Origin of the sequence: Helicobacter kayseriensis, from assembly GCF_021300655.1 — a bacterium.
Lineage (GTDB): Bacteria > Campylobacterota > Campylobacteria > Campylobacterales > Helicobacteraceae > Helicobacter_G > Helicobacter_G kayseriensis.
The window spans coordinates 71,745-96,544 of sequence record NZ_JAJTNB010000001.1; the positions used below are offsets into that span (position 1 = coordinate 71,745).

A 24,800-nucleotide genomic window follows, 5' to 3' on the forward strand; every position below is an offset into this window, starting at 1 on the left:
ATAATGTTTGAGGCAACAACTATTTTAGGGTATTGTGGAGAATATGAAGGCAAGAGGTATGCAGTTATTGGGGGAGATGGACAAGTTACTTTTGGCAATTGTGTTCTCAAGGGCAATGCTACAAAGATTCGCACACTTTATAATGGAGAGGTTTTGAGTGGATTTGCAGGGAGCACAGCCGATGCTTTCCAGCTTTTTGATATGTTTGAAAGAATCTTAGAGGGGAAAAAGGGAGATTTATTAAAGAGTATTATTGAGTTTAGTAAAGAATGGCGTAAAGATAAATATTTGCGCAGACTAGAGGCAATGATGATTGTGCTTAATAAAGAAAAAATTTATATTCTTAGCGGAACGGGAGATGTTGTCGAACCTGAAGATGGAAGGATTGCAGCAATTGGAAGTGGTGGCAATTATGCTTTGAGTTCTGCTCGTGCCCTTGATCGCTTTTGCAATCTTCATCCCAAAGAACTCGTGCAACAATCTCTTCAAATTGCCGGAGAGCTTTGTATCTATACAAATACAAATATCAAAATTTTGGAGCTAAATTAATGCAAGAAAATGAATTTCAAGCACTAACACCCCCTCAAATTGTGGAATATCTTGATGAGTATATCATTGGGCAAAAGGAGGCAAAAAAAACAATTGCGATTGCTCTGCGAAATCGTTATAGACGCTTTCTCCTTTCAAAAGAATTGCAAGAAGAAATTACACCCAAAAACATTCTAATGATTGGTTCTACTGGGGTTGGAAAAACAGAAATTGCAAGACGTATGGCAAAAATGCTCAAATTACCTTTTATTAAGGTTGAGGCAAGTAAATATACTGAAGTGGGTTTTGTTGGACGCGATGTTGAATCAATGATTAGAGATTTGGTCAATACATCATATGCACTTGTTCAAAAGGAGTTTCAGGAAGAAAACTTGGAGCAAATAGAAGACTATATCATTACAAAGATCACCAAAAAACTCCTCCCCCCTCTTCCAAGTGGAGCCACTGAGGAGAAGAAAAATGACTATGAAAATAGTTTTATAGGTATGAAGCAAAAAGTTAAAAATGGCGATATGGATCATTTGAAAATTGAAATTGAAATCAACAAAAAAAGTGATTTCTCTGATTTTGGGCTTCCACCAGAACTTTCAAAGGCCCAAGAATCAATTGTTAAGATTATTGCCCCCAATCAGAGTGTTAAAAAAGAAGTTACGATTAAAGAAGCCAAAGAGCTTTTGCACTCTGAGGCTTTAGAAAATAGCCTTGATCAAGAGGCAATCAAGATAGAGGCGCTCAAAAGAGCGGAAAATGGAGGAATTGTTTTTATTGATGAAATTGATAAAATTGCTTTAAGCAATAAAGATTCTTCTAGAAGTGATCCCAGCAAAGAAGGAGTTCAAAGAGATCTTCTTCCTATCGTTGAAGGAAGTAATGTTCAAACAAAATTAGGACAAATTAAAACAGATCATATTCTTTTTATTGCTGCAGGAGCCTTTCATTTTAGTAAGCCAAGTGATTTGATTCCAGAATTGCAAGGAAGATTTCCACTAAGGGTTGAGCTCTCAAACCTAACGCAAGAAGCAATGTTTCAGATTCTGACAAAAACCAAAAATTCAATCCTAAAGCAATATCAAGCACTCTTGGAAATAGAAGGCGTGAAGCTTGTTTTTGAAGATGAAGCTATCTTAGAACTTGCAAAACTCTCTATTTATGCCAACCAAAAAACAGAAGATATTGGAGCGCGACGGTTGCATACGACGATTGAAAAAGTGCTTGAAGAGATTAGCTTCAATGCACACGATCACAAAGGGGAAACAATCACAGTGACTGCAGATTTGGTTCGTGAAAAACTTGCCCACCTAGTTGAGAATGTTGATTTGGCAAGGTATATCTTATGAGTTCAAGATCCGGTTTTGTTGCAGTATTGGGTCGTCCAAATGCAGGAAAATCAACATTTTTGAACTTTCTTTGTGGAGAAAACCTAGCACTTGTCTCACATAAGGCCAATGCTACACGCAAGAGAATGAATTTTATTATCACACATCAGTGTGCCAATCAAGAGAAAGCCCAAATTATTTTTGTGGATACTCCAGGAATACATAAACAAGAAAAACTTCTTAATCAATTTATGCTTCAAGAAGCTCTTAAGGCAATGGGGGATTGTGATCTTAATCTTTTTCTTTCCCCTGTTTATGATGACTTAAAATATTACAAGGAATTTCTTGCACTATGCAACAATAAACCCCATATTCTTTTACTCAGCCAGTGTGACAAGGTTTCCAAACAAGAAGTTTTGGAGAAAATTTCTGAGTATCAAAAGTTTCAAGATAAATTCTTAGCACTTATTCCAATAGAGTGCAAAGAATATTTTGATTTTTCTCCATTATTGGAAGAAATTATTCGGCATCTACCCTATTCTCCTTTTCTTTATGATGAAGAGATTATGACAACAAGCAATATGCGTGAGATTTATAAGGAAATTATCCGAGAAAGCTTGTTTGAGAAATTAAGCGATGAAATCCCTTATGAAAGTGATGTGGTGATCGAACGATTTGCAGAAGAAGCACACATTAACCGAGTGTTTGCAAAAATTATTGTTGAAAAAGAAAGTCAAAAAGCCATGATTATTGGCAAAAATGCTTCAACCATCAAGCGCATTGGAAAAAATGCACGAGAAAAAATTGAAATGATTGAAAAAAAGAAGATTTTTCTAAAGCTTAATGTCTTTGCGCAAAAAAATTGGAGCAAAACTAAAGAGGGGCTTAAAAAAATTGGATACGATTTTGACTTCTAAATTCAAAGCCAAATCAACTGGAGTAAAGAATTGAAAAAATTAGCACTTATTGCCTCCTCTCTTGTTGTGTTAAATCTTCAAGCAGAGGATATTTCTCATCAAGCTTTGATTGATATTATTGATAGCTATCGCAAAACCGAACTCAAAGAAGTAGAAAGTAAGATTCAAACTCTGCTTTTAAACAAGGATTATTGGCTGAGTGTTTTGCGTGATCAGGATATAACTTATGGATACTATGAAAATAAGGAATATATCTTTGTTTCTAATAAGAGTATCCCCAACCTTTCGCTTTTTCGTTTTTCTAAAGGGGAGCTTGAAGAAATAGGAGTTAGCAGTGCGCTTGTTGGTTCGGGCAAAGGAAACAAAAAAGTCAGTGGAGATTTGACGACTCCTATTGGAGTTTATGATCTACAAAATAAGCTTACAAAACTTGATCAATACTATGGAGCAATGGCTTTTGTAACTTCTTATCCAAATGCTTATGATAAATCATTGAGAAAAACGGGGTATGGAATCTGGATACATGGAATGCCATTAAATGGTAATCGTGATGAGCTCAATACAAAAGGTTGTATTGCAATTGAAAATGAAGATATTAAAATTTATGACAAAAGGATTAAGTTTGACAATACGATCCTTATCACCTATGAGGGAAGCTATATCCCACCAACAAAAGATGAAGTTGCAAATCTTTTGGCACAACTTTACTTATGGAAAGATACTTGGGAAAAAGGGGATTTTGATAATTATATTGCTTTTTATGATTCTAGCTTTAAAAAATCAAATGGCACAAATTATGCAAATTATAAAAAATACAAAAGTCGTATTTTTGCCAAGAATGAAAATAAACAAATCAAAATCTCTTCAATTGACATTACCCCCTACCCTAATGATGAGGGAAAAAGGCTTTTTAGAATCACTTTTAATCAGGAGTATTTGGCTTTAGATAAAAAACAAAAGGTTTCTTATCGCTCTAGTGGCAAAAAAGAGCTTTATGTCATCTTGCTTGAGGATGGTAGTATGTCAATATTGCTTGAAGAATAAAAATTGACATATATTAATATATGTCACAAATCTTTGCGTTGCTTCCCTGTAATTATAAATGTATAAAAACATTTTCTAAAAAACCTCTGCCCCCCCCCCTTTTTTTTTGAAATTTCTAAGAGTGTAAAGAAAGGGTATAGTTTTTGATTGCATCCATGCCTTTTGTTTTAGCTTCAAGATATATTTTGGATACAAATTCCCAATTTGCAAAATCCCAAAATTTTGTCAAGTAATTTGGTCTTGCATTTTTATAATCAATATAGTATGCATGTTCCCAAACATCCACTACAAGCAATGGAATCTTGCCTTCAGTCATTGGAACTTGCGCATTGCTTGTTTGTAGAATTTCTAATTTTTCTCCATTTAAAGCAAGCCAGCACCACCCAGCTCCAAAAAGAGTTGTCGCTTTATTGATAAATTCCTCTTTAAATGCTTCAATGCTATTAAAGTCTTTTTCAATTGCATTTTTGAGTTCAGAGCTCATTGGAGTTGCTTTTGGCGAAATGCAATCCCAAAAGAAATCATGGTTAAAAACTTGTGCTGCATTATTGAAAATTCCCCCATTTGATTTGAGAATAATTTCGAGTAAATTTGCATTTTCAAATTCACTTCCAGCAATAAGATTGTTGAGATTATTGACATAAGTTTGATGATGTTTTCCATAATGATATTCGAAAGTTTTTGCACTCAAAAAATCTGCAATTTCTTCTTGTGCGAAAGGTAAATTTCTCAATTGAAACATTTTACTTCTCCTTTTTTATTCTTCACGCTCAAAGGCGAGAATGTATTATAAGCGACAAAAATTTGCTTTTGTTATAATTTTGCAAATATTTTTTAAGGTTTCTAGAATGCGAATCTATCCCTATTCTTTGACTCCAATTAATTTTCATTTTGTTCAGTCAGCTAGAGATTTTATTGTAAAAGAGATTCCTCTCTATGAGTGGAGTAATCATGGAGAGCATCTTGTTTTACAGATTCGGAAAAAGGGATTAAGCACTCCGGAAATGATTCAGATTTTGTGCGATGTTCTTGGATGTAGACATAAAGAGATTGGTTATGCTGGTTTGAAAGACAAAAATGCTCTAACGACACAATTTATTTCTATTCCCTACTCTCTCTATTCAAAATTAAAAGAATCTCAAAATATTTTAAGCCAAAAGAATCTTAAAATCCTTTCTATTCATCGACATAACAATAAAATCAAAATCGGCCATCTTAAGGGAAATTCTTTTTTTATCCGTTTAAAAAAAGTTCTTCCACAGGATCTAGAGAAAATATATAGCATATTGGAAAAAATTTCCACAGAAGGGATGCCCAATTACTTTGGCTATCAGCGTTTTGGAAAATTTGGAGACAACTATCTTAAGGGGAAAAAGATTGCACATGGAGAGAAAAAGTTGCGTGATCGAAGCTTGTCTGATTTTCTCATCTCTAGCTACCAGAGCTATCTTTTTAATCAATGGCTAAGTCACAGAATCAAGCTTTGCTCAATTTTGAAAAATTTTTCAAAGCAAGAAGCATTTAGGGGGATTAAAAAAAGCTTAAAAATTGAACTAACTCTTGATGAAATAGAGAATCTTCAGGGGCAAAAAACTTTTTTTAAAATCTTAGATGGCGATGCACTGCATCATTATCCTTTTGGAAAACTATTTTTTTTAGACAAGATCACGCAAGAAGAGAGTCAGAGGTTTTATCTGCATAATATTGTTCCTTGCGGGATTTTAGATGGACAAAAGATTACATATCCTTCTAAACTTGCACTTAAATTTCAAGAAGATTTTTTAGATTCCAAAATTCAAGAAGCGGGAAGTTATCGTTTTGCTTGGGTTTTCCCACAAAGATTGCAGTATCGCTACATTCAAGAAAAAGCACATTTGGAACTTTCTTTTGAGCTCCCCAAGGGATCCTATGCAACAATTTTGCTTGAAACTTTAGCAAATCAAGAATTAAGTGGAGAAAGTGATGTTTGAAGATTTTTTTTATTTTTTATGTCAAGAAATTGGAGAAAATCCCCAAAGAGAGGGACTTAAAAATACTCCACAAAGACTTAGAGATTCTTATTTTGAACTTTTGAGTGGATACCATCAAGATCCTAAAAGTATTTTTCTTTCTACTTTTTGCGAGATTCCCTACAATGAAATGATTATTGTTCGAGATATTGATTTTTTTTCACTTTGTGAGCATCACTTGCTTCCTTTTTTTGGTCACATTAGCATTGGCTATATCCCAAGAGAAAAGATTGCAGGGATTGGCGATTTTGCAAAGCTTGTTGAAGTTTTTGCAAGACGCCTGCAAACACAAGAAAATCTTACATACCAAATTATTGAATCAATTATGGAGGAACTCAATCCAAAGGGTGCAATGCTTGTGTGTAAGGCAACGCATTTATGTATCAGTATGCGAGGTAGAGAGAAAAAGAACTCTACGCTTCTTACAAGTGCAGTTCGTGGAGTTTTTAAAGAAGATTCTAAAACTAGAGCAGAATTTTTGGAACATTTAAAAAAGGATTAATAAAGCTTCATTGTAATAACCAGAGATTCTAAACAAAAAGATGTAACAGTGTTTTGCAACCTTATTATTTAGGTAATGTTTATTTTACCTTTTGAGATCCTCAATCAAAGAATAAACGAGATTATCATTTAATTTTTGATAAATCTCTACTAATAATTTATAAAAATTGATAATAAATTCTAATTATTTTATTTTTTCTTTTAAGTTTTTAAAAATCCTGTTTCATAGTTTACAAAACATGCCTATTATATATCTAACACTTAAAACACTAAAAGGATATATACTTATGAAAAAACTTCTGTATACATTGCCTATAAACCCTTGGATGGAATACTTTTCTGCAATTAAAGTTTGTTATTTTTATCATGACTTTGTTCAAAAATAATTTAGTCATTTTCGTGATTTATTAGAAGTTATTATTAAATTTCAGAATATTTTATTGGGTCTCTTTAAAGAGACCCAAAAGAGTGTTTTAAATAACTTTCTTACAAATTAAGTGTTTCCTAAAAGAAGTTTCTATTATTGTTACCAATCCCCCCTTCTTTATGGGGGAGGGTATGAGATTTGGACCTAAATTACCTGATTGTTGATGAATTTTGTAGCTCGTAGCCCTAGTGGGAAACTAGCAGAAACCTAGCCAATCTGTAATCAGTTCAACATTGATCCATGGCATATTATATTTCAATAAAGAAACATCTAAAATAGAAAGCTAAGCACAGCACGTTTTGGAGCAAATATTTTAAATGCTATTTCACCTTCTCAACATATTCACCTGTTTCAGTATTGACACGAATGACTTCACCCTCAAGGACATGAAAAGGAATCTGAACTACAGCCCCACTTTCAAGAGTAGCTGGTTTTTTACCTCCACTTGAAGTGTCGCCCTTAAAATTTGGGGCAGTTTCAGTAATTTGCAATTCTACAATCTGTGGAACATCAACAGAGATGGCTTTGTTGTTATGAAATAAAATTTGCACACTCATTCCATCAATCATCCATTTTGCAACATCTCCAACCTGATTGTCGCTGAGTGCAATTTGCTCATAAGTTTCTGTATCCATAAACTGATAGCTTTCTCCATCGTGATAAAGAAACTGCATGCTTTTTTCTTGCAAATTGGGCTCATCGCACTTATCTCCAGCGTGAAAGGTCTTCTCAATAACCTTTCCATCAAGAAAAGATTTAATCTTTGCTCGCACAAACGCTGCACCTTTTCCTGGTTTAACATGTTGATATTCGGTGATGCGATAGGGAATCCCATCAATTTCAATTTTTAATCCTTTTTTTAATTCACTCATACCAATTGCCATTTTTTTCCTTTAAATTTTATTTGCACTTCCAAGAAGTTTCATGCGATCTATAATTACAGATTTGACAGCAGACATTGCTGGAGTGAAAAATTTTCTTAAATCAAATTCCGAATTATTTTCATTGGCAACTTTTCTTACTTCAGCCATAAATGCAATACGCAAATCTGTATCTGTATTGATTTTATTGATCCCCCCTCTAACAGCCTCTTTTAGAAATTCAAATGGAACACCTTTGCTTCCCTTAAGATCTCCTCCACTTTGCAGAAACGATTCTCTTACAGATTGAGGAATTGCACTTGCTCCATGAAGAACTAGAGGAATATTTGTCAATCTCTTAACTTCAAGTAAACGCTCAAAGTCAAGTTTAGGTTCACCCTTAAATTTAAAAGCCCCATGACTAGTGCCAATTGCTGGCGCTAAAAAATCCACTTTGCTTTCTTTGACAAAAACTTCAGCTTCCAAGGGATTGACAAGACAGGCATCTTTTTCATCTACAGAGATATTGTCTTCAATCCCCATCAATCTTCCTAGCTCTGCTTCAACGCTTACACCATGCGAATGTGCAAAATCAACAACTCTTTTGGTGATTTCTAGATTTTCCTCAAATGAGTGATGAGATGCATCAATCATAACAGAAGTAAAACCTGCTTCAATTGCATTTTTGCAGCTTTCAAAGCTTGTTCCATGATCAAGATGTAGGGCTACTGGAATATGCGGATACTTCTGTGCAAAAAGTTTGGTCATCCCCACCACCATATCAATCCCCATATATTTAATAGCCCCTTCGCTTGCTTGGACTATTAGAGGTGAAGATGCTTCATGTGCAGATTCAAAAATACTTTTAAGTATTTCAAAATTAACAAAATTAAAAGCACCTACCCCATAACTCTCTTTGTGAGCTTTTACTAGAATTTCGCTAGCAGAAATCAACATTTATAAATCCTTTGTTAGATTTATTTGATAGGCTCAACTTTAACTTTGGCTTTTTTTCTCATTTCCGCCATTTCTTGTTGAAGCATTTCTCCAACCTTTTGATTCTTTAAGTTGTTTTCAATCACTGTTTGTGCCTGATCGAAACTAATTGTTTTTGGCTCAGTTTTGTCTTGAAGATAGATAATGTGATAACCTGCTTCAGTTTGAATTGGTTCGGTTGTAATGCTTCCGGGTTTTAATCCAAAAACAGCCTCAGTAAATTGTGGAAGCATTTGATTTCTATTTACTGTTCCCAAATCTCCACCATTTTGACTTTTTTGAACACCCGGATCAATTGACTTCTTATTGGCCATTTCAATAAATGCTTTTAAAAGAGCATCACCTTTTTTCTTTTTGAGATCATTAATAATATCTTGAGCTTCTTTTTCAGTTTTTACAACAATCATTCTTGCTTGTGCTTGTTGTTCAATAAAAAGATTCTTATTGGAATCGTAGAATTTTTTTGCATCCTCTTTTCCAATCTTTACTTCAGAAGCGAATTTTTGTTGTTGTTGTTTAACCCACAAGTCAATTGCAAGATTGTTGCGAATCATATTAAGCGCTTCTTTGTATTCTTTGGTGTTGTCAATTTTGTCTTTTTTTGCAGCAAGGAGCGCCAATTTTCTTTCGATAAGTTGATTGATCGCCATCTCTTTGTCTTGTTTGGAAAGCTTATCAAAATCAAAACCTGGAATAACTTGTTTGAAAAATTCCATATCTTTTTCTGTCACCTTTTGTCCATCAACGGTTGCATACACCTCTGCATTCGCCAATGTGACACAAAGCATTCCTGCCACAACAGAACTTACTAAAAACTTCCTCATCATGCTTAAATCCTTTTCAAGAAAATCATCTAAATGCAATAAAACGCATTGATTTACTTATTTTACTATGAAAAGCTTTTTCTTGGGTTGTATCTCTATTGACTTTTGAGGAAAGCGATTGTTTTTTGAATATTTTGAAATGGGGAAAGAATCTTATTGATGCGTTGATCAAAAGCAGAAAATGTTGTTTTGCCCAAGGCAATGGCTGTATAAGTTGAGTTCCAAGCAAAAAGACTTGAAAAAAATCTATAGGCACTAGGTGCTGTAAAAATCAGATAGGATCCATTTGGGGGAGGTTGAGCATCTAGGACTTCTGCACATCGATTCTTATAGACAATCTGAGATTGGAGAAGTATTCCATGTTTGAGAAGTGTCTGATCAAGACTAGATGCAATCTCTTCTCCTCGTAGATAAAGGCATTTTTTTTTCGCAAGAAAGCCAGCAATCTCTTTGCAAAAATCTTGAGCATGAGAGCTTGTTGAAATATACTCAACCCGCCCACCAAACTCTTGGAGTGTTTTTGCACTCATTTCACCAATAACATAACTTGGAATTGTCTTCCAAATTTCCATACTAGGATATTTTGTTGCACTTTTTTCTAGAGATCTAATTGCATTTTTTGAGGTAAAAATCAGACAATCAATTTCGGTGAGATCTAAATAAAACTCAATCATTTCAATCTCACCAACAACAAGACTAGGAATGAAATTATAAGCCTGATATCCTACGACAATAATTTCATTCTGCATCAATTTGCACTCTATGCTTTTTTTAAGAAGCAAGTCTTAAGAACAATTATTCCAGATTTATCTACTTTGCCCTCGATTTCATCCTCTTTTTCTGTTAGACGAATATTTTTGACAATAGCCCCTCTTTTTAGCGTCAATGAAGAACCCTTAACCTTTAAATCTTTGATGACTTGAACATTGTCTCCAGCTTTTAATATATTTCCATTGCAATCTTTGACATTCATCCTTATTCCTTTTTGATGTATTTTTTAAATTTTATCAAAAACTATAGGCAAGCCAAATGCTTCCAATAGCGTGAAGATTCTCTTGTTGTCTAAATTCTCTTGTCGTGCAAACGGCCATATAACTTAGAGATAAATTTCCTGAAACAAAACTGATCCCCCCAATCATATGTCCCACCCAGTGATTAAGAATCGCATTTCTTGGATAAGGATCGTGGCTAAATAAATTCCCCTCAATGGCCATTTTTCTTGCTACATACGATCCACCTAATCCAAAGAAGCCAAAAAAACCAATTCCATCACCATATACACGCCCATTTTGCAATCCCCCATTTTCTCCAATCACTCCTTGAGGCAAGAAGGTTGTTTTAAGATTGTAACCCAAACGTAAAAAGGTTGTGAGCTTTCCATAGATATTTGCATTGCCAAATGCAAGCTCTATGGTTGGTGATACCTCTATGTCAAAATAAGTGCTTTGATATAGAAAATGTTTATAACTCCATTCATAATAGAGATTGACAATCCATTCATTTTGGATTTGTGTCATCCAGCCCGAAAGTAGTCCTACATCCAAAGCAGTATGGATTGCATCTTGAGCTTGTTTCCCCATCGCCATCTTTCCAGCAATACCAATACGTATGCCAAGCCCTTCTAGCATGTTCTCTTGTCTGTGATGGATCCCAAAAATAAAGCTTAAAAAACCTGCATATGGATGATCATCTAAGGGAGGATATAGGTCAAATTTATTTTTTGGTGCATAGATGCTTTGAGAAAGCTGAAGACTAAAAGAGGTTTCTCCCGAAATAAAGCCAAAAGTATTAAGCCATCCATAATCACCTTCTTTTGAAGCATAGGTGAGACTATGTCCAGCTGTATAATATCTATCGATCATTGAATCTACATAAGCATCATTTTGTGTAATAAAAGATAGAAAATGTTTCTCATATGGTTGAGCTTGAAGCAATATCCCCAAACTGAAAAAAAATCCAAAAAGCCTTTTATTCATTTAAAAACTCCAAGAAAAAACCAAACTACCAACACCATGAGCTCGATCTTGCTCCCTAAATTCTTTGCTGATATAAAAAAATTCATAAGAGAAAGACATATTGCCAGAAACAATTGCTAGGCCCCCAACCAATCCCCCAACCCAAGGAAGAATCTCTGCTCTTTTGAAAGAAAAGGAATTCCCCTCGATAAACATTTTCCTTGCGACATATCCACCATAACTTCCCAAAAAAAGGTAATATCCAAGACCATCTGCATAAACTCTTCCGGTATTAGACCCTCCATTTTCTCCAGCAATTCCTTGAGGCAAAAAAGTGCTTGAAAGATGATGTCCGATTCGAAAAATTGCTCCGCCTTTAATGTAGATATTTGCATTTCCTAAAGCGGTATCAATATAGGGCAAAAGATCTAAGGAAAAAACTCCAAATTCTGCAAGTAATACTCGATAAGTCCAATCGTAATGGAGATTGATAATAGGCTCAATCTCAATCTGTGTTCCCCATCCAGGCAAAATAACAGTTCCAAAAAGATTATGCACAAAAGTTTGCACTTCTTTTGCAAAAGATGGCCATCCAGTGATTCCAATCCGGATTCCAAGATTTTCTAGAGCATTTTCATTGCGATGATGCCACAAAAAACCAATGTTTAAATATCCTGCATATGGATGACTTCCCTTTGGAGGATTTGGATCATGTCGATCTTTTGGAGTATAGATGCTTTGGTTGATCACAAAACTCCAAGAAGTGTTTCCTTTTAAAAAGCCTATTTTGTCAAGGATTCCATATTTTCCCTCTGGAGAGCTATAAAGGATCCCATGTCCTGCGGTGTAATAACGATCAATCTTGACATTAAAATAAGAATCATTTTGAGTAATAATAGAAAAAAAGTGCTTTTGGTAGAGGGGGATCAAAGTTTTTTTATTTTGAAGATGTTGTAGATCCTCTTTGGTTTCTGCAGAAATAGCATCGCATAGACTCATTGCAGTTAGCAAATAGCCAATCAATTTAATTTGTTTTTTGTTTTTATAGTGTGACAAATTGATATTTTCCTAAATGAAATTTCGTACAAGTGCCCCCAAATCCAAACCATTTAGCTCTTGATGCTTGCATGCATCATAAATCCCTTGGGATCCCTCCACAAGATCTTTACTTGAAATTCCATGCCCAATAGAAATCCTAGCCTCCAAAAAAGCACTAAGACGATCGCAAAATTTCATAAATTCTCCACAAACAGGATTGTCCTCATCTCGATTGTGAAACTTGATCAAGTCCTCTGCGCTTTCTGCTTGGTAGACTAAATGCTCAACTTTGTAGCGATTGCTAAATTCTTGTTGCGTAAAATACAAAATGTCTTCAGCGATATTGGATGGCACAAAAGAAAGAATCTTTTCTTTAACTGCTTCTTCTTCAATGCGTTTAATCTGCCCATCAAGGCCCTTAACGCTTCTTTTGATGGGGGAAATGATATCGCGTGTAAGAATCTCTGGTAAATCATGAAAAAGTCCGCACAAAAAATGATTGATTCGCATTTGCTTACACACATTTAGATCAAGGCTCAAAAAGTATCCCAAAATTGCAACAACTAAAGTATGTCCCAAAACACTTGTCTCTGGAACTCTTGGAGTTTGACTCCAGCGCTTTTGAAATCTGAGTTGTCCAAACATAGCGATCAATTCTTGAGATTTTTTATAAAGCGTAATATGGGCAATTCCTGTAAGATGATAAAATTGCTCCACTTCTTGATCGATAATCTTTTTGATATTTTCAACATCATACATATATGGATTGAAATGATAAATAATATCAAACTCCCATTTTGAGGCATAAAAATGGGAGGCTCTAAGAATCTCTGTTTCAATACACTTAGGGGGAGATTTTAAATAAGATTCTAAATCCTCTAGCATTCCAAATGGAGCAAGCTCCAAATGCAATTCCTGTACAACAAAATCAGCCAATTCATTGCGGTGATGCTTTTGAAGCTTGTGAAATACGGGGGGTTTGATATCTGTAAGCACCATTCTTTCAAAAAATTCAAAACAAAAATACAGAATCAATTTTTCCCAGTCAATTTGAATATTTCTTGTATGTTCTTCATAAGAAGCCAAAAAATAAGCAATCAGCATTTTATGAGCCTGTTTATCAAGCTCTACAAATTCCACAGGACACGCTTGATCATTCCAGCGTCTAATGGAGGCAGAAATAAATATTTTACGAAGAAAATCTGAAGTGATACGAGGGGTTTGCATCACACAAAAGCCTCATCAATCGCTTGACACAAAAGATGGATAATCAAAATATGCATCTCTTGGATTCTTGGGGTATCACAAGAGGGAATCACAAGGTGCATATCACATACTTCATTCATTTTTCCTCCCCCCTTACCACTTAAACCAATACATTGGCACCCCAATTCTTTTCCTGTTTTTAGTGCATTGATCACATTAAGAGAGTTTCCACTTGTAGAAATTCCAAAGACAACATCCCCCTCCTCTGCTAATGCCTCAACTTGACGAGAAAATACAAAATCAAATCCATAATCATTGCCAATAGCTGTGAGGGCTGATGTATCTGTACTGAGTGCAATCGCAGGAAGCCCTCTTCGCTCAAGTTTGTATCTGCCTGTTAATTCTGCACTAAAATGCTGGGCATCAGCAGCACTTCCACCATTTCCACAAATAAGGATTTTTTTCTTTTGTTTTAGCGTATTAATCAAAAGATTAGAAACTTCACAAATTAAAGACTGCAATTCTTCAAGAGATTTTTGAGTAGTTTGAATGTGCTCTTGAAATTCTTGTTTAATTTTTAGTTTCATTTTGATCTCCTTTGATTTTTTGAATAATCTTGGTTGTGCTCTTTCCTTCTACAAAATCTAGCAATCGTACTTCTTCTGCAAACTCACTGCCTACTATTTCTTTTCCTTGATAATCTGCTCCCTTGACTAAGACTTTAGGAGAGATTGCCTGTATTAAGTGATATGGCGTAGGTTCATCAAACAAGATAACATAATCTACACATTCTAAAGAGGCTAGAAGATAGGCACGATCATCTTGGCTATTAATGGGTCGATCTTCTCCCTTGATACTCCTCACAGAAGAATCTGAATTAAGTCCAACAATAAGCAGATCCCCCAAGGTTTTTGCCTCTTGGAGATATTGCACATGTCCTTTGTGTAAAATATCAAAACACCCATTAGTAAAGACAATATTGTCTGAGTTAGGAAGCTGATCTAGAGTGATGATTTTTGAACTCACAGAAGAAGTCTGACGTTTTTGAAAAGACTTAATTTCCTCCTGAGTAGCTACAGCACTCCCCACTTTAGCCACTACGATTGCTGCGACAATGTTGGCAAATGCACATGCATCTTGAATAGACTTACCACAAGAGAGTGCATATGCAAGAGAAGCAATAACAGTATCTCCAGCCCCAGTGACATCATAGACTTCTTGAGCCTGTGTTGGGATAACCTCCATATGTTGATCCAAAAGTCCAATCCCATCCTCGCTTAAAGTAATGATTGAATATGTCAAATCACACTCTTCTTTTAATTTTGTAAGGGCTTTGGAGAGTGTCACATGATCTCTAATCTCAATTCCTGTAGCCTCAAATGCTTCTTTTTTATTAGGTGTTAATAAAGTCGCTCCTTTGTATTTAGAATAATCACTTCCTTTTGGATCGCACAAAACCCATATTTTATTTTTACAGGCAAGCTCAATCAGTTTTTGTGTCATTGCATGGGTTAAAACACCCTTTCCATAATCAGATAAAATCAAAGCATCAAATGTTTCTATCTTGTTTGCAATACAAGAGAATATCCTCTCAAGTATTTCTTCATCTAATTCTTTTTTTTCTTCATAGTCAATGCGCAAAATTTGCTGATTAGAAACCAAAATCCGACTTTTTTGTGTTGTAGGTCGAGAAGAAGAAGCTATAACCAAATCTGTACCTATTTTCTTTGTTTGAGAAAGAGATAATAGCTTTTGGCCATTATGATCCTCCCCTATCACTCCACATAGCTCTACATGAGCTCCCAAAGAAGCAAGATTGTGCGCAACATTACACGCCCCTCCTAGACGATTTTCCTCACTTTGTGCTTCTATAACCTGAACAGGAGCTTCTGGAGAGATTCTAGAACAAGAGCCAATCACATAATGATCAAGCATTAAATCTCCCACTACTAAAATTTTTGGAGTTTTTAAAGACACTTCTGCTCCCTTGCATAAATTGTTTTGATCTCATCTATATATAAATCAATCCCTTGTTCTAAAGAGAATCGTGGCTGATAATCCAAAAATTCTTTTGATAGTGAAATATCTGCTTCTGTGTGATTTTGATAAAAGGTATAAGGATTGTCTATATACTCAACATCAAAATCGCCCAAATGATGTTTTAATCTTCCGACAATATCATTAAAGCATCTTGCTTCTCCACTGCCAACATTATAGATCCCACTTTTTTTGGCCTCCATAGCTTTAACATTGGCTTGCACAACATCTTGAATATACACAAAATCTCTTTTTTGCTCACCATACTTAAAGAGACGCACTTTTTTGTGATGCATCGCTTGAAGCCCAAGTTGCAAAATCATTGAAGCAGTTTTTCCCTTATAAAATTCCCTTTCTCCATAAACATTAAAAAATCTTAACCCCACAATATGTGCATCTTGATTTTGAGCGATTATGCTTCTGATGCTTTCATCCATGCAAAGCTTAGAGAATCCATAAACATTTTCAGGAGATTCTCCATAGCCAATCATATTGGGTGCTGGAGAATTTCCATAAGTTCCTGCACTTGAGGCATAGATCATCTTCCCGCCTTTTTGCAAAGTAAGCTTTAAAATTTCTATAAAAGAATCGTGATTGGTTCTCATAACAAGCTCTTGATTCATCACTGTCGTATCAGAAATGGCTGCTTGATGAAAGACATAATCAAATTTTTCTTCAAAAAGTTTATGCATAGCATCCGCATCATTGATATCTGCACAAACTACCCTCCCCTTAAAGCCTAATAAATTTTTAAAGTGCCCCAAGGAAGTTAGATTGCCGCTCGGAAATACCTCACCTGATCGAAATTTATCTACAACTACAACTTGCGCCTTGGGATGATATGTCTGAAAATAAAATGCAAGGGTACTCCCTATAAAGCCTGCTCCCCCAGTAATCAATATCTTTTTTCCTTCTAGACTCTGTGAGATATACATTCTTTTATTCTCCTCCTTCAAAAATTTTGATTTGAGCAAGACTAACAGCCCATTTGAGCTGTTCAATATGTTCAAGATTGGTTGGTCTCTTTAGTGTCAAAAAATATTTTTTTCCTATTCCTGCATTTTGAGCTGCTTGCATATCTGTCTCTTTATCTCCTATCATGATACTATTTGCCAAATCGATTTGAAAATCCATGCAAGCATCTTTAAACATTCCAATCTCTGGCTTTCGACATTTGCATCCACTTAAATGAGGACAGAAGTAAATTTTATCAAAAGCAAATCCCAATTTCTCTTTGATGGTATTTTGCATAAATTCCATAAGTTTTAAAAAATCTTCAATAGAATAGTAGCCTCTAGCAATACCAGACTGATTTGTCACAACAATTAAAAGATAATCTTTTGACTTAAAAAATGAAAGTAACTCAAAGATTCCTGAAGTAAATTCAAAATCTTTTGGATCATAGACATAACCGTGGTCAATATTAATAACGCCGTCGCGATCGAAGAAAACTGCTCTTTTTTTCATTGAACAACCCTCCAAAACTAATAGCAAACAGAATTATAACCCTTTTAGAGCCTTGAAAATTGTGTATAGCCCAAAAAGAAGCATTAAAAATAAACTCAAACGATATAGCCAAGAGCGATACAGCAAAATTGCAGAAAGCATCCCTGCAAGACACATAGGAATCATCGTGCAAAGTCCAAAAACTATCATGACAGTCATCCCTTCCAAGGCTCCTCCGCTAGAAAGAGCAATAAGAGCAAAATAATAGACAATCCCACAAGGTAAAAAACCATTTGCCAAACCAATAAAAAAAATATTGCGATAGTTTAGATTGCGATAAAGCACCGCAAACATTGCTTTTAATAAGCGGTTTTGATGTGTTGATGGCTCAAGAATACTTAAAATCTTGGGGGCAATCCACATAAGTAGTGCCATAATAGAGACAGCCATACCTATAAAGAGCTGGAATAGACTTTTAGCTTGCGCCGAAAACTCAAAAATAACTCCCATTCCTCCACATAAAATACCAATCATTCCATAGGCACTCAAGCGTCCAAAGTTATATAAAAGATTGGCAAGAACGATATTGATTTTTAATTGACGAAGTTTGGCATTCAAAGCAAATACAATACCCCCACACATTCCTATGCAATGAGAAAGAGAGGCAAAAAAAGCGATATTGAAAATTGCCCAATATTCCACAGCTAAAACTCTTTTAGGGCTTCATTCATCATTTCTTGAGATTTTTTTAAACTTTTAAGCTTGGCATCAGTGAGAGATTCGTCACTTTTTGGGTCCAAATGAGCGGGATTTTTGATTTCTTGAGGAGTCATTCCTCTTGGCATTTTGACAAAAACATCTTCATAGTTTTTACCCTTTTTGCGGTATCTGATATAAATCTCTCCTGTTTGGGTATTATAAAGATAGGTGTCTTTAGAATCTGCAAACATGACCCAATTTCCAAAAAGCAATGAGAAAGAAACAAGCAAAAGAAAAACAATAAATCTCATCTATTTTTCCCGTATGCACATTGATAATTTTCATATGCTTTTTGCATTCCCTTAAAGATCAAGGTATCATCATAAACAGAATCGTCAAAAAATTTAGAAAAAAATTTCCCATCCCCCCCACAAAAATAAATTTTTTTACCTCCAGAAACCTCTTTAATCATTCCAATAATACTTTTTAAGATTCCATAACCTAGAGCTTCTTTTGTGTTTTGAGGCAATAAATCAAACTCTACAGATAAATCAGGCATAACTTTTAAAGCAGGAGAAATTTTGCCATACATCTCAATGAAGCTTGCAATTCCTGGGAGAATATAACCACCTAGGTGCATTCCTCCCTGCATCACATCAATCGTAATTGCACTTCCAGCATCAACAATCACGCCCTCCTGTATTGCTTCACATACTGCAATCCTATCAATACCAAGCCCAATATATCCCGTATCAAGAGTAAAAAACGGAGCTAAATCAATACAAGAAGAATGAAGTGTAAGCAACTTTTTTTCATACTCAGGATTAACGCTAATGTAAAAAATCTCCCCCTCTTTTTTTGAGAGATTTTTTGGTTTCTCTTTCCACATACAACCCTTGTGATAAAAATGAAAATATGTATTTCCAATATCACAAAACATCACAGCTCAAAACTCCAAGTACTGGTCTTCGTAATAAATTCTATTTTTTTGCAAGAAAACATTTTTTCCACGAGAAATGCTGAGTTTATAAATCTCTGGAGTAAAGCTAGAAAGATCAATTTCGATTAAAAAACCTGATCCATCTTCAATGGCATAAATTTTATTTCCCGAAAAACTTAAAACAGGAATGGATGCAAATTGAAATTTAAGACTTCTTAAGGTCTTGAGTGTGAAATCTAGCTCTTTAATTTGCCCATCAAGAGTTGAGATATAGATTTTATTGTTTTGAACTTGAATATCGCGAACCTCTTCTTCAAGCATAAAGGTGTTCCCTCCATAAACGCTCAAGATTCGCTTAGCTGTAGAAGCCAAAACTAAATTTTTATCAACATGCAAAAAAATCACATTATTGAAAAAAGGTGCAGAATCGACAATCATACTCTTTTCAACTTCAAAAGTTTTTCCATTGACGACAACTACACTTCCATCTAAAGTTGGGAAAAAAATATAATTTTCAAAAAAAATAGGGGCTTGCAAAAGGGAATTTACAGCTAAAGCGGCATTGGATTTCTTGATAAATAACTCTTTTTGAGTTAAAAAATCATAGACATATGCTGTATTATCATTTCCTATGAGTGCAACTTGATTCCCCTTGATTGTTGCACTAACTGGGCATGATGGAATCTCTAAAGAAGACTTCAAACTCTTGTCATTTGCATAAATTAAAAGCGTATTGCAATGTTTTGTGACAAGATAAAAACCTTGGGTTTGTGTCAGAAACTCTTCATCTTTTTTTAATGTAAAATCTAGACCTTCTTGCGTTAGGACTTTTTTGTCCTTAAGGGTTGCTCCATACTTTGAGGTATCAATCATTTTTGAAGGTAGATCCCCACTCATCTTTTTTTTGCCTGCAACTTCCAAGGGCTTAAAATATTCTTTTGATGCACATCCCCAAAATAAAAAACCCCCTATTCCAAGCATCAAGATAAATCTAATGAGCGATTCCATAATGTCCGATCCTTAAAGCCCAATCTTTAAATTCTGAGGTAAGTGCGACTTCATTGAGGAATTTTGATGCTTTTTGAAAATCTTTTTTAGAAATCATTAAGTAGCCCTCTTGTAAAAGAACCAAATCCTTAAAAGCTCCATAATCCTTTTGTGAATCAAAAGTTTGAGTCAGTGAAGCAAGCTCATAGCAAGCATATTTAGAAACAAAAGGATTTGATGCGTGTTGCATTTGTTCTAATAATTCTTGATTTCCCTCCTCAATTGCGCGAGAGAGTTGCATAAACTCATAAAGCTCTCCTCCTTCTTTTTTGAGTTTTTGCATCAACTCTTCGCTTTGCCCATTTTGTTGGATTTCAGAAAAAATCTTTGTAATTTTTAAAGCACGCCTTTCATCTAAATATGTTTTAAGTTGATATCCTCCAAAACAGATCGCCCCTAGAGCCAATAGTCCTAATAATATTTTTTTATTTTTTTTAACAAATGCTTCAATTTTGAACGCACTCTCAAGCATTTTTTCATCATTGCTTAATTCTTCTTTTGCTTGCCTAAAATCTTCTTTTAAACTCATTGCTCTTATCCTTTTTAAATTCCACTACTTCCAAACCCACCCTCGCCTCTTTCTGTAGAAGAAAGATCATCACTGAGCAAGAAGTCGGCTTGGAAAATTTGCGTTATGACACCTTGGGCAATTCGCTCACCACAAGAGATTTTAAAATCATCTTTAGAATGATTAATTAAGATAATTCCAACTTCCCCTCGATAGTCACTATCTATTGTCCCTGGCGAATTTAAAACACTAATACCTAATTTAAGTGCCAACCCGCTTCTTGGGCGTATCTGCATTTCAAATCCATCAGGAATCTCAAATGCAAGCCCTGTCTTAACCAAAATACGCTCTCCAGCTCCAAGACAAATATCTTCAATACTATGCAAATCAAACCCAGCAGATCCTTGAGTTTGGTATCGAGGTATTGTTGCATTTGGATGAAGTTTTTTAATTTTGATTTGCATTGATTATTTCCTAAATTCGATGGGTTTATACCCCACCTCTAAAATTTCAAAATCACTTTCTCCACTTGGAAGACGAATTGTCACTTCATCTCCCTCCTCTTTTCCTAACAAACTCCTAGCAATAGGGGACCCAAACGATATTAATCCTTGAGCAGGATCACTCTCAATCCCTCCCACTATTGTATAAACCACTTCTTTGTCTGTCTCAAGATTTAAGATCTTAACCGTGCTTCCAAAACTCACTTTAGAATGTGGCAATGTGCTAGGATCGATCACTTGAGCATTGGCAAGCATTTCACCCAATTCTGCAATTCTTGCCTCGATAAATAATTGCTTATCTTTTGCCGCATGATATTCGGCATTTTCTTTCAAATCTCCGTATGAACGAGCAATATCGATCTCTTTAACAATATTTGGACGCTCAACTTCTTTGAGTTGTTTTAACTCTTCGCATAAAAGCTCATAACCATAATGAGTCATTGGTTCTTTGTTCATTAATAAAACCTTAATTCTAGGGGATAAAAACTCTAATCATATCAAAAAACTATTTCATTAATGCCCGTGCGAGATTTTCACTGCTTCCAAATTGAAGATATTTTTTTAATTCTTGAGATTTTAAAAAGAATTGTTCAAAATCCATATTTTGGTAAGCCCAAAAGAGCTGCTTGGCATTGCAATCTTTTTGTATAAGCTCAGGATGCATTTCTCCTCCCCCGCTTTTAAGAGATAAGATATTGGCAAGTCCAATATGGGATAATCGTATCAAACTTCGCACAATCCACTCATCAATTTTTTTGGCTTTATAGCAAAGTACAAATGGTGTTCCGATAAGTGCAGCCTGAAGGGTTGCTGTTCCACTACAAATAAAGGCAAATTTTGATTCATATAAAGCTTCTTGAGCATCAAAACATATTTCAAAGCGATGTATTTCTTCCCCATAAATTTCCTCCAAATTACTTTGAGCATAAAAAGAAGGGATAACAAGAACACATTTTTCGTTTTTAAAATACTTTAAGAGCTCACAAAAAATAGGAAAGATGCGTTTTATCTCTCCTCTTCTGCTTCCAGGCATAAACACAATACTTCCATCCCTAGATAAATTTTGCTTTTGTTTGATAATTTCATCTAACAATGGATGTCCAATATAAGTTGCCCTACCCTCATATAAAGAAATCTCAAAAGGTAAAATTCCATATAAATAATCAAAATAGCACTTGAGGGTTTCAATGCGCCAAGGCTTCCATGCCCATACTTGAGGCAAAATATAATATGAGATTTTTTTATTTGGAAAACGCTTTTTAATCGCCTTGGCAAGAGGGATATGAAAACTTGAAGAATCAAGCAAAAGCACTTGATCTGCCTTTTCTGCAAGAATAAGCATTTCTTTCATTACCCTCTTGAAAAAAAAGATTTTTTTAAGCACATCATAAAACCCCATCACAGAAAAGTCTTTTGGAGTATAAAGTCCTTGAGAATCTTCAAACTCATAAATCCCTATCCATTCAACTCCACAAAGATGTTTTCTTAGTTCAGATAAATGTAAGTTTGAGCTTGCTTCTAAGGCACTAACCAAAATTCTCACTTTATTTCCTTAAATTCTTTATGTATGGCTAATTTTAAAATCTCGAATTTAAAATCTTATCGTGTGATATGTTAGAATCGAGCAAAAAAGATTTGATTCTAGAAAGTAGTGGTAGCAAAGCAATGAATCGACGCAAAACAAAAACAATCCATGTTGGCAATGTTCCTATTGGGGGAGATCATCCAATCGCAATCCAAAGTATGACTTTCAGCAAAACTTGCGATATTCACTCTACGATTGATCAAATCAATCGTTTGGCACTTGCTGGATGTCAAATTGTGCGCGTTGCAGTAAGTGATGAAAAAGATGCACAAGCCCTAAAAGAGCTTAAATCTCTTTCTCCTCTCCCTTTGGTTGCTGATATTCATTTTCGCTATAAGCTTGCATTGATTGCTGCAGAAAGCGTTGATGCGATTCGGATCAATCCTGGAAATATTGGAAGCAAAGAACGCATCAAAGCAGTTGTGCAAGCCTGTCAAGAAAGAAAGATTCCTATACGTATTGGCGTCAATGCTGGAAGTCTTGAAAAACAATTTGATGAAAAATATGGAGCAACTCCCAAAGGAATGGTGGAATCTGCACTATATAACATTAAACTTTTGGAAGATTTTGGATTTGAAGAAATGAAAATTTCGCTTAAAGCAAGCGATGTTATAAGAACAATTGAAGCCTATCGTCTGCTTGCCCAAAAAGACCTCCCCTATCCTTTTCATCTAGGTGTAACAGAAGCTGGGACTTTGGAGCATTCAATGATCAAAAGTGCTATGGCACTTGGAAATCTTTTGCTTGAGGGCATTGGGGATACAATGCGCGTCTCAATCACAGGAGAACTTGAAGAAGAGGTTAATGTTGCGCGTAATATCTTGCGATATAGTGGTCGTCTCAAAGAAGGAATCACAATCATCTCTTGCCCAACCTGTGGAAGAATTGAAGCTGATTTGGTGAGTGCTGTTAAAGAAGTGCAGAAGCGTATTGCACACATTAAAACTCCTCTTCAAATTAGTGTAATGGGATGTGCAGTGAATGCGTTGGGGGAAGCAAAACATGCAGATCTTGCTATAGCTTTTGGGCATCGTGATGGACTTATTATCAAAGAAGGAAAAATTCTTTGCAAGCTCAAAGAGGATCAAATTTTAGATGCCTTTGTTGCTGAAGTTGAAGCAATGGCCAAGCAAAGACAAGAATAAATGCAAAATCTACAAACTCAACTTCAAAAGACTCATCAAGCACAAAAAATCTTAGAAAAAATTCCCCATTCACTCAAAGTGCAGATTCTGCTCCAGATGTCTTGCGCCATTCAAGAGCAAAGCTCTAAAATTCTTCAAGCCAATCTTTTGGATCTTCAAAATGCAAAAAACTCTTTAAGCTACGCTATGCTTGAGAGATTAAAGCTTGATGAAAAAAAAATTCATTCAATGGCATACAGCATCGAACAAATCGCCCTACTGCCCGATCCGCTTAACCAAAAACTTGCAAATTGGAAGAAAGACAATGGCTTAGAAATTCATAAAGTCAGCGTCCCAATTGGCGTGATTGGGATCATTTATGAATCGCGTCCAAATGTGACAAGTGATAGTGCTTGCCTTTGCTTCAAAAGTGGAAATGCGTGCGTTCTAAAGGGAGGAAAGGAGGCAAAAAACTCCAATCAAGCCATTTTAGAAATCCTGCAAGAAGTTCTACTCTCTCATCAGCTTCCCAAAGAATGCATTAGCATGTTGGTAGATGATACGCATGAGGGCGTCTTGCAAATGATTAAGCAAGATCAATGGATTGATTTGTTGATTCCTAGAGGAGGAGAGGGATTGATTAAATTTGTCACTCAACACGCAACAATCCCCATCCTCAAACACGACAAGGGAGTGTGCCATCTTTATATTCACAAAGATGCACCGATTGAAAAAAGTATTCAAATCGCAATCAATGCCAAAACCCAACGCCCCTCTACATGCAACTCCATCGAAACACTTCTTATTCATCGCGACATTGCTCCAACAATCTTGCCTCCACTCCATCAAGCCTTTGTGCAAAAAAACACAATACTTAAAGCTGATCAAAAAATACAAGAGATTCTCAAAATTCCTCTTGAATTACTTACAGAAGAAGATTTTTATACAGAATATGGGGATAATGTTTTAAATATTGCAATTGTTTCAAGCCTAGAAGAAGCAATTTTGCATATCAATACTTATGGCTCTAAGCATTCAGAAGCGATTGTCACTCAATCAAAAGAAAGTGCTGAAACATTTCTTGATAGTATTGATGCAGCGTGTGTCTATGTCAATGCTTCAACTCGCTTTAGTGATGGAGGGGAGTTTGGCTTTGGGGCTGAAATTGGAATCTCTACTAACAAACTCCACGCTAGAGGTCCTGTAGGACTTGAGGGGCTAACAACCTACAAATACAAGATCTATGGCTCTTGGCAAACAAGGAACTGA

At 35.3% G+C, this 24,800-nt stretch carries 29 protein-coding genes; 8 read left to right on the forward strand and 21 right to left on the reverse strand.

Annotated features, from left to right (window positions below):
* Positions 1–3 precede the first annotated feature (3 nt).
* Genes hslV through LW137_RS00365 form a run of 4 tightly spaced genes read left to right on the forward strand, consistent with a single transcriptional unit; the run spans position 4 to position 3,826 of the window.
* Entirely contained in the window at positions 4–549 is a 546-nt protein-coding gene (hslV, locus tag LW137_RS00350) for an ATP-dependent protease subunit HslV (RefSeq protein WP_233032445.1), read from the forward strand.
* Positions 549–1,886 (forward strand): ATP-dependent protease ATPase subunit HslU, encoded by a 1,338-nt coding sequence (gene hslU / locus LW137_RS00355; protein WP_233032446.1) that lies wholly within the window; start codon positions 549–551, stop codon positions 1,884–1,886. Before hslV ends, hslU begins: the two co-directional genes overlap by 1 nt.
* Entirely contained in the window at positions 1,883–2,782 is a 900-nt protein-coding gene (gene era, locus LW137_RS00360) for a GTPase Era (RefSeq protein ID WP_233032447.1), read from the forward strand. The genes hslU and era overlap by 4 nt, the downstream gene beginning before the upstream one ends.
* A 30-nt stretch (positions 2,783–2,812) precedes the next feature.
* Positions 2,813–3,826 carry a L,D-transpeptidase Cds6 family protein gene (locus tag LW137_RS00365; protein ID WP_233032448.1) on the forward strand — a complete coding sequence of 338 codons (1,014 nt, stop codon included), beginning with the start codon at positions 2,813–2,815 and terminating at the stop codon, positions 3,824–3,826.
* Positions 3,827–3,941: 115 nt separating this feature from the next.
* Here LW137_RS00365 and LW137_RS00370 read toward each other — a convergent pair whose 3' ends face one another.
* Positions 3,942–4,568 carry a superoxide dismutase gene (locus LW137_RS00370; RefSeq protein WP_233032449.1) on the reverse strand — a complete coding sequence of 209 codons (627 nt, stop codon included), beginning with the start codon at positions 4,566–4,568 and terminating at the stop codon, positions 3,942–3,944.
* A gap of 106 nt (positions 4,569–4,674) precedes the next feature.
* On the opposite strand from LW137_RS00370, the gene truD reads away from it, so the two are divergent.
* Together truD and folE are read left to right on the forward strand one after the other, a co-directional pair.
* Complete coding sequence (gene truD, locus LW137_RS00375; protein ID WP_233032450.1) at positions 4,675–5,796, forward strand: tRNA pseudouridine(13) synthase TruD; 1,122 nt, start codon at positions 4,675–4,677, stop codon at positions 5,794–5,796.
* A complete protein-coding gene (gene folE, locus LW137_RS00380; protein WP_233032451.1) occupies positions 5,789–6,337 on the forward strand; it encodes a GTP cyclohydrolase I FolE in 549 nt (182 codons plus the stop codon). Before truD ends, folE begins: the two co-directional genes overlap by 8 nt.
* Positions 6,338–7,083: 746 nt before the next feature.
* Here folE and efp read toward each other — a convergent pair.
* From efp to lpxB, 20 genes are all read right to left on the reverse strand, one after another.
* Positions 7,084–7,647, reverse strand: a complete 564-nt coding sequence (gene efp / locus LW137_RS00385; RefSeq protein ID WP_233032452.1) for an elongation factor P — start codon at positions 7,645–7,647, stop codon at positions 7,084–7,086.
* 9 nt (positions 7,648–7,656) lie between these two features.
* Complete coding sequence (locus tag LW137_RS00390) at positions 7,657–8,580, reverse strand: class II fructose-bisphosphate aldolase (RefSeq protein ID WP_233032453.1); 924 nt, start codon at positions 8,578–8,580, stop codon at positions 7,657–7,659.
* 20 nt (positions 8,581–8,600) lie between these two features.
* Positions 8,601–9,443, reverse strand: coding sequence for a peptidylprolyl isomerase (locus LW137_RS00395; RefSeq protein ID WP_233032454.1), 843 nt, complete (start codon positions 9,441–9,443; stop codon positions 8,601–8,603).
* A gap of 95 nt (positions 9,444–9,538) precedes the next feature.
* Complete coding sequence (locus LW137_RS00400; protein ID WP_233032455.1) at positions 9,539–10,192, reverse strand: uroporphyrinogen-III synthase; 654 nt, start codon at positions 10,190–10,192, stop codon at positions 9,539–9,541.
* A gap of 11 nt (positions 10,193–10,203) precedes the next feature.
* Positions 10,204–10,416: an alkylphosphonate utilization protein gene (locus LW137_RS00405; protein WP_233032456.1), complete on the reverse strand. Its 213-nt coding sequence runs from the start codon at positions 10,414–10,416 to the stop codon at positions 10,204–10,206.
* A 34-nt stretch (positions 10,417–10,450) separates the two neighbouring features.
* Positions 10,451–11,419: a lipid A deacylase LpxR family protein gene (locus LW137_RS00410; RefSeq protein WP_233032457.1), complete on the reverse strand. Its 969-nt coding sequence runs from the start codon at positions 11,417–11,419 to the stop codon at positions 10,451–10,453.
* Entirely contained in the window at positions 11,420–12,454 is a 1,035-nt protein-coding gene (locus LW137_RS00415) for a lipid A deacylase LpxR family protein (protein WP_233032458.1), read from the reverse strand. It abuts the gene before it with no gap.
* 12 nt (positions 12,455–12,466) lie between these two features.
* Positions 12,467–13,663, reverse strand: a complete 1,197-nt coding sequence (locus tag LW137_RS00420) for an HD domain-containing protein (RefSeq protein ID WP_233032459.1) — start codon at positions 13,661–13,663, stop codon at positions 12,467–12,469.
* Entirely contained in the window at positions 13,663–14,229 is a 567-nt protein-coding gene (gmhA, locus tag LW137_RS00425; protein ID WP_233032460.1) for a D-sedoheptulose 7-phosphate isomerase, read from the reverse strand. Before gmhA ends, LW137_RS00420 begins: the two co-directional genes overlap by 1 nt.
* Positions 14,213–15,619 (reverse strand): D-glycero-beta-D-manno-heptose-7-phosphate kinase, encoded by a 1,407-nt coding sequence (gene rfaE1, locus LW137_RS00430; protein WP_346344778.1) that lies wholly within the window; start codon positions 15,617–15,619, stop codon positions 14,213–14,215. The genes gmhA and rfaE1 overlap by 17 nt, the downstream gene beginning before the upstream one ends.
* Positions 15,610–16,614: an ADP-glyceromanno-heptose 6-epimerase gene (gene rfaD / locus LW137_RS00435; RefSeq protein ID WP_233032461.1), complete on the reverse strand. Its 1,005-nt coding sequence runs from the start codon at positions 16,612–16,614 to the stop codon at positions 15,610–15,612. Before rfaD ends, rfaE1 begins: the two co-directional genes overlap by 10 nt.
* Positions 16,615–16,618: 4 nt before the next feature.
* Positions 16,619–17,146, reverse strand: a complete 528-nt coding sequence (locus LW137_RS00440) for a D-glycero-alpha-D-manno-heptose-1,7-bisphosphate 7-phosphatase (RefSeq protein WP_233032462.1) — start codon at positions 17,144–17,146, stop codon at positions 16,619–16,621.
* A 33-nt stretch (positions 17,147–17,179) separates the two neighbouring features.
* On the reverse strand, positions 17,180–17,827 hold the full coding sequence (locus LW137_RS00445; protein WP_233032463.1) for a sulfite exporter TauE/SafE family protein: 648 nt from the start codon (positions 17,825–17,827) through the stop codon (positions 17,180–17,182).
* 2 nt (positions 17,828–17,829) lie between these two features.
* A complete protein-coding gene (locus LW137_RS00450; protein WP_233032464.1) occupies positions 17,830–18,135 on the reverse strand; it encodes a hypothetical protein in 306 nt (101 codons plus the stop codon).
* Positions 18,132–18,764, reverse strand: a complete 633-nt coding sequence (locus LW137_RS00455; RefSeq protein ID WP_283092214.1) for a type III pantothenate kinase — start codon at positions 18,762–18,764, stop codon at positions 18,132–18,134. Before LW137_RS00455 ends, LW137_RS00450 begins: the two co-directional genes overlap by 4 nt.
* A gap of 6 nt (positions 18,765–18,770) precedes the next feature.
* The gene (locus LW137_RS00460) at positions 18,771–19,772 is read right to left on the reverse strand and encodes a hypothetical protein (RefSeq protein WP_233032466.1); all 1,002 of its coding nucleotides are present in this window, start codon (positions 19,770–19,772) and stop codon (positions 18,771–18,773) included.
* On the reverse strand, positions 19,756–20,340 hold the full coding sequence (locus LW137_RS00465) for a hypothetical protein (RefSeq protein ID WP_233032467.1): 585 nt from the start codon (positions 20,338–20,340) through the stop codon (positions 19,756–19,758). The genes LW137_RS00460 and LW137_RS00465 overlap by 17 nt, the downstream gene beginning before the upstream one ends.
* Positions 20,341–20,354: 14 nt before the next feature.
* Positions 20,355–20,783, reverse strand: coding sequence for a dUTP diphosphatase (gene dut, locus LW137_RS00470; protein WP_233032468.1), 429 nt, complete (start codon positions 20,781–20,783; stop codon positions 20,355–20,357).
* A gap of 3 nt (positions 20,784–20,786) precedes the next feature.
* Positions 20,787–21,278 carry a transcription elongation factor GreA gene (greA, locus tag LW137_RS00475; protein WP_233032469.1) on the reverse strand — a complete coding sequence of 164 codons (492 nt, stop codon included), beginning with the start codon at positions 21,276–21,278 and terminating at the stop codon, positions 20,787–20,789.
* A gap of 49 nt (positions 21,279–21,327) precedes the next feature.
* Positions 21,328–22,365 carry a lipid-A-disaccharide synthase gene (lpxB, locus tag LW137_RS00480; RefSeq protein WP_233032470.1) on the reverse strand — a complete coding sequence of 346 codons (1,038 nt, stop codon included), beginning with the start codon at positions 22,363–22,365 and terminating at the stop codon, positions 21,328–21,330.
* A 122-nt stretch (positions 22,366–22,487) separates the two neighbouring features.
* Here lpxB and ispG point away from each other — a divergent pair, with 122 nt between their 5' ends.
* Positions 22,488–23,552, forward strand: a complete 1,065-nt coding sequence (ispG, locus tag LW137_RS00485; protein ID WP_233032754.1) for a flavodoxin-dependent (E)-4-hydroxy-3-methylbut-2-enyl-diphosphate synthase — start codon at positions 22,488–22,490, stop codon at positions 23,550–23,552.
* The gene (locus LW137_RS00490) at positions 23,553–24,800 is read left to right on the forward strand and encodes a glutamate-5-semialdehyde dehydrogenase (protein ID WP_233032471.1); all 1,248 of its coding nucleotides are present in this window, start codon (positions 23,553–23,555) and stop codon (positions 24,798–24,800) included. It abuts the gene before it with no gap.